Source organism: Burkholderia sp., assembly GCF_018375725.1.
Lineage (GTDB): Bacteria > Pseudomonadota > Gammaproteobacteria > Burkholderiales > Burkholderiaceae > Burkholderia.
In genome coordinates this window covers 1-5,100 of the sequence record NZ_JAHACR010000296.1, presented here as the reverse complement: position 1 = coordinate 5,100, position 5,100 = coordinate 1, and the positions used below count along the sequence as shown (strand labels likewise).

Genomic DNA, 5,100 nt, shown 5'->3' with positions numbered 1-5,100 from the left:
TTGCGCGGTGCTTGCCTCGATCGACCGCAAGGTTTCCTGCAAGCTCGGTGCCGGCGCGATGGGGGCAGTTGGCTTTTCCGCCCATGCATAAAGCGGCGCGCGGGCCGGTGCGACAGGGCGTCGGCGTGGCGGCGCGGGCGGCGGCGTCACTGCCGCTCGGGACTGAGGACGGGCCGATGCTCCCGCGTTGGGCCGCGGCGTGACAGCGGTATGCGTGGCGAGCGGCTGACGGAGCGCGGCGGCTGGACGGCCCGGCGTCGCGGACAGCGCCTGCTGGCGCAGCGATTCGAGGTCGAGCGGCGCCGGACGCGTCGGTTGCACGCCGGCCATCGAGCGGGCGGGTTTCGTCGCGGCCGCGGCATAGGCCGGGTTCGCGATACCCGCTGCGGGCGTACCGGCCACGGGCGCACCGGCTGCACGCGTCGACGGCGAAGGCCTCAGCCAGCCTGCGGGTGCGACCGGCTCGACGTGCGGTCGCGGCGCTGCCTGTCCGCGCTCGCGCGGGCGTGGCTGCGGATCGGGCTTCCAGAGGGTGGGGCGTACAAAGCGGCCGTTCTGCCGGGGCGCCATCGAATTGACGGTGTGCGCGGTAGTCGGCTGCACGTCGCCGGCGCGGCGCACGCGCCGCTCTTCGTCGCGATGCAGTGCATGGCGGGGCAGGTCGGCCACGCTGCGGGTGTCGTCGTCGTCGCGAGACAGTTTCAGGCCGAACGACGCGTCCAACCACGCGGCCACGCGTTTCCAGCCGATGCCGGTGAACCAGGGTAGGCCGGCCACGAACAGTACGCTCATTGCGAGCGACGTGCCGACCCGGCCGAGCACGCGGTCGAAACCGGCCGACAGCGCATGGCCGAGTGCATTGGTGTCGGCGTCGGACAACACGCTCGTCAGCGTGCAGCTCGCGAGGAACACGCTTGCGAAACCGAGCCAGAGCCGGATCGAGCCGGGACCGGCGAGACCGTCGCCGCCGGGCATCATCGCCTTGGCGAGACGCCAGATGAGAAGGAGGAACCAGACGGCGGAGATACCGAACCAGCCGAGGACAACCGTGTGCATGCTTTGAAACAGGAGTGGGGTGGGAGCGCGGTGCGCGACCCGCCGGGTTTAACGAACCGACGAAGATGCTTCGAGGACGGGCGCGTCGAGCCGACGCGCGCCGGAAAAACTGGCGCGGGACGCGACCCGCCGGCTGTCGTCCCGCATGAGGGGCTTATTGGCCGCGCCGCGTGAAGGTCAGCGTCGCGCCGTCGCCGGTGACGATCAGCAACTGCTGCGGCGCGCGCATCTGCACGCCGGCCTTCGCGATATGCGCGAGCGCATCGAGATACGCGTGCTCGAGCTGGCCGCCGAGCGTCCCGGTGCAGGCCATGCGCGTGCCGGCGAGCGGGCCGAAGCTCAGCACGCCGTTCTTCACGTCGTAGGTGCCCATGTACCGGTTGCAGCCCGAAAAGCCGGATGCGCGGCGCACGCCGGACTCGGTCGACAGTGCGAGCCTGATCGGCTCGCCGTTGTCGCCGTGCGGGATCGCGCGCGGCGTGCCGTCGGCGTTTTGCCAGCCGGTCAGTTCCCAGTTCGTGTCGTCGATCAACTGGATGGTGGCAGGGTTGAACGGGTCGGGGGCGGGCGCGTTCGCGTCGGGATGCGTCGGCATGGTGCAGGCGGCGAGAAGCGTGGCAAGCGTCAGCGCGCAGAGCGGCGCGCGCAGCGGGCGAAACAGGCGTGTGCGTGCGCGAGCGGCTGCGGTTGAGTGGGACATGAGCCTCGTTCCTCATCGTTGTTCTGAACAAGGCGTAAGAGTAACGCACTCGCATTGGGCAAGGCGAGCCGACCATCCACGCATCATTTCGTTCGCGGCCCGCCGGCGCGGCCGTGCGAACCATGGCGAACGCACCGATAACGCGGCGGCGCGCGTGTTAACATCGCAGTCGTTTTCGACCTCCAACCTATATAGCGGGAAATCACATGAAGATCGGTCAGCGGCTCGGGACGCCGCTTTCGCCTTCGGCCACACGCGTCATGCTGCTCGGCTCCGGCGAACTCGGCAAGGAAGTCATCATCGCGTTGCAACGGCTCGGCGTCGAGGTGATCGCGGTGGACCGTTATCCGAACGCGCCGGGCCACCAGGTCGCGCACCGCGCGCACGTGATCGACATGACCGATCCGGCAGCGCTGCGCGCGCTGGTCGAGGCCGAGCGCCCCCACCTGATCGTGCCCGAGATCGAGGCGATCGCGACCGACGCGCTTGCCGATGTCGAGGCGGCCGGCATTGCCGAGGTGATCCCGACCGCGCGGGCGACGCAGCTCACGATGAACCGCGAGGGCATCCGCCGGCTCGCGGCCGAGGAGCTGGGTCTGCCGACGTCGCCGTACGCGTTCGCGCAGTCATTCGACGAATTCAGGGACGCCGTCGCGAAGATCGGCATGCCGTGCGTCGTGAAGCCGGTGATGTCGTCGTCGGGCAAGGGGCAGTCGGTCATCCGCAGCGAGGCCGACATCGAGCCGGCATGGCAGCACGCGATGGCCGGCGGCCGCGTGAACCATGGCCGGGTGATCGTCGAGGGCTTCGTTCATTTCGATTACGAGATCACGCAACTGACCGTGCGCGCGACCGATCCCGCGAGCGGCGAGACGCGGACCTATTTCTGCGAGCCGGTCGGACACCTGCAGGACTCGGGCGACTACGTCGAGTCGTGGCAGCCGCAGCCGATGAGTGCCGCCGCGCTGGCGCGTGCCCGCGAGATCTCGCACAAGGTCACCGAGGCGCTCGGCGGGCGCGGGCTGTTCGGCGTCGAACTGTTCGTGCGCGGCGACGAGGTGTGGTTCTCCGAAGTGAGCCCGCGGCCGCACGATACGGGGCTCGTCACGCTCGCGTCGCAGCGCCAGTCCGAGTTCGAGCTGCATGCACGCGCGATCCTCGGTCTGCCGGTCGATCCGACGCTCGGCTCGCCCGCCGCATCGGCGGTGATCTATGGCGGCGTCGACGCAGCGGGCATCGCGTTCGAGGGCGTGGCCGACGCACTCGCGGTGCCGGGTTCGGACCTGCGCCTGTTCGGGAAGCCGGAAAGCTTCACGAAGCGACGCATGGGCGTCGCGCTCGCGACCGGCGCGACTGTCGAGGAAGCCCGCGAGCGCGCGAAGCGTGCCGCTGCGGCGGTTAAGCCAGTATCGGCCGCTTGACGGACGAAGGCGCGATGATTCCGGCGTCCTTTCTGCGACGCGCGTGGCGCTGCGGCGCCGCGTTCATGCTTGTCTCGAGCCTGACCGGCTGCGGCCTCGCGGCTGCGCCGTGCCGGATCGCGTCGGCGGCCCTGAAGATCGTGCCGGTCGTGGGTCACGTTGCCGCAGCACCGACCGACGCCTGCGCGGGCGCCATCGATCCCTGATAACCGGCGCGCCCTCGCGGGGGCGCCATGCGTCGACGTTCCGGGGCCGCGCACCGCTCCGTCTGCGAGCGTCGACGCCAGAAAAAAAGGATTCGCATGTACCGTCAAGCCTTTGCCGCGCTCGTCCTGTCCGGATTGGCCGCGTCCGCCGCGCATGCCGCGCAGCTGACCGTCGAGGAAATCGACGCCGATGCGCGCCAGACCGCCGTCTACCAGTGCGCGAACCAGAAACAGCCGATCCGCGTGTCGTACTGGCTCGCCGGCAACGGCCAGAGCTTCGCGCTGGTGCCGGTGAACGGCCAGCGGCTGCTGTTCGTCGACACCGTGTCGGCGTCCGGCGTGCGCTATCAGGCCGGCCGCTATACGTGGTGGACGAAGGGCCGGGGCGCGACGCTGCGTGATGAAATCGCGGATGCCAAGGCGCCGCCGCTCCTGTCGGATTGCGTCCAGGTTGAAACGAAAAAGAGGAAAAAACCGCAGGGCTGACCGTACGGCCCGGCTCGAACGCATGGTCTGGCAGCGGGCTGTCACGGACGTGTCGCCATGCAGTGCTACAATACGACCCTTTCCGCCGGCATCCGCGCCGGCCGGAGCCCGCACGGCCTGAGCGCCAGAGTGGCGCCGCGCGGCGCGCCGCGGCTCCGACTTCTTCCGAAATGTGATTTGCGCAGCGGCCCGCCGGGCCAGCCTGACGCGTGATGTCCCCGCCGCGCCTTTTGAGCGAAACGCCACCATGTCTGATTCTGTCGCCACGCCAGTCGACGCAACCTTCGATCAATTCGGCCTTGCCGCCGATATCCTGAAAGCCATCAAGGAGCAGGGCTACACGACGCCGACGCCGATCCAGGCGAAGGCGATTCCCGTCGTGCTCGCCGGACGCGACGTGATGGGTGCCGCGCAGACGGGCACGGGCAAGACCGCGAGCTTTTCGCTGCCGATCATCCAGCGCCTGCTGCCGCACGCCAACACGAGCGCGTCGCCGGCGCGTCACCCGGTGCGCGCGCTGATCCTCACGCCGACCCGCGAACTTGCCGACCAGGTCGCCGCGAACGTGCATGCATATGCGAAGCACACGCCGCTGCGCAGCGCGGTCGTGTTCGGCGGGGTCGACATGAACCCGCAGATGGCCGAACTGCGCCGCGGCGTCGAGATCCTGATCGCGACGCCGGGCCGCCTGCTCGACCACGTGCAGCAGAAGACGGCGAACCTCGGGCAGGTGCAGATGCTCGTGCTCGACGAGGCGGACCGGATGCTCGACATGGGTTTCCTGCCGGATCTGCAGCGCATCCTGAACCTGTTGCCGAAGGAGCGCCAGACGCTGTTGTTCTCGGCGACGTTCTCGCCCGAGATCAAGAGGCTCGCGTCGACCTACCTGCGCAATCCGCAGACGATCGAGGTCGCGCGCAGCAACTCGACGTCGTCGAATGTCACGCAGATCGTCTACGACGTCGCCGAAGGCGACAAGCAGGCAGCCGTCGTGCAGCTGATTCGCGGCCGCTCGCTCAAGCAGGTGATCGTGTTCTGCAACAGCAAGATCGGCGCGAGCCGCCTGGCGCGCCAGCTCGAACGTGATGGCGTGGTTGCCTCGGCGATCCACGGCGACAAATCGCAGATGGAGCGGATGCAGGCGCTCGAAGCATTCAAGCGCGGCGAAGTCGAGGCGCTTGTTGCGACCGACGTGGCAGCCAGAGGAATTGACGTGGATGAGGTCGAGGCG

The 5,100-nt window shown here is 69.0% G+C and carries 5 protein-coding genes and 1 pseudogene; 4 read left to right on the top strand and 2 right to left on the bottom strand.

Annotation, left to right across the window (positions count from 1 at the left end; all coding sequences use genetic code 11):
* Together KH616_RS21130 and KH616_RS21125 are read right to left on the bottom strand one after the other, a co-directional pair.
* Positions 1-1,056 (bottom strand): annotated as a pseudogene (locus KH616_RS21130) (DNA translocase FtsK); the annotation flags it as partial.
* 154 nt (positions 1,057-1,210) lie between these two features.
* Complete coding sequence (locus KH616_RS21125; protein ID WP_292250500.1) at positions 1,211-1,756, bottom strand: META domain-containing protein; 546 nt, start codon at positions 1,754-1,756, stop codon at positions 1,211-1,213.
* 206 nt (positions 1,757-1,962) lie between these two features.
* Here KH616_RS21125 and purT point away from each other — a divergent pair, with 206 nt between their 5' ends.
* The 4 genes from purT to KH616_RS21105 all read left to right on the top strand — a co-directional run.
* Entirely contained in the window at positions 1,963-3,177 is a 1,215-nt protein-coding gene (gene purT, locus KH616_RS21120) for a formate-dependent phosphoribosylglycinamide formyltransferase (RefSeq protein ID WP_292250498.1), read from the top strand.
* Between the two features lie 14 nt (positions 3,178-3,191).
* The gene (locus KH616_RS21115; protein ID WP_292250496.1) at positions 3,192-3,383 is read left to right on the top strand and encodes a DUF6726 family protein; all 192 of its coding nucleotides are present in this window, start codon (positions 3,192-3,194) and stop codon (positions 3,381-3,383) included.
* A 96-nt stretch (positions 3,384-3,479) separates the two neighbouring features.
* Positions 3,480-3,869 carry an MliC family protein gene (locus KH616_RS21110; protein ID WP_292250494.1) on the top strand — a complete coding sequence of 130 codons (390 nt, stop codon included), beginning with the start codon at positions 3,480-3,482 and terminating at the stop codon, positions 3,867-3,869.
* A gap of 247 nt (positions 3,870-4,116) precedes the next feature.
* The coding region (locus KH616_RS21105) for a DEAD/DEAH box helicase (protein WP_292250492.1) at positions 4,117-5,100 on the top strand (984 nt) is incomplete at its 3' end.

What these genes read in the sequence shown, in the direction of transcription:
- KH616_RS21125 (WP_292250500.1), bottom strand. Translation starts at nt 1,756, where the DNA reads ATGTCCCACTCAACCGCAGCCGCTCGCGCACGCACACGCCTGTTTCGC.
- purT (WP_292250498.1), top strand. Translation starts at nt 1,963, where the DNA reads ATGAAGATCGGTCAGCGGCTCGGGACGCCGCTTTCGCCTTCGGCCACA.
- KH616_RS21115 (WP_292250496.1), top strand. Translation starts at nt 3,192, where the DNA reads ATGATTCCGGCGTCCTTTCTGCGACGCGCGTGGCGCTGCGGCGCCGCG.
- KH616_RS21110 (WP_292250494.1), top strand. Translation starts at nt 3,480, where the DNA reads ATGTACCGTCAAGCCTTTGCCGCGCTCGTCCTGTCCGGATTGGCCGCG.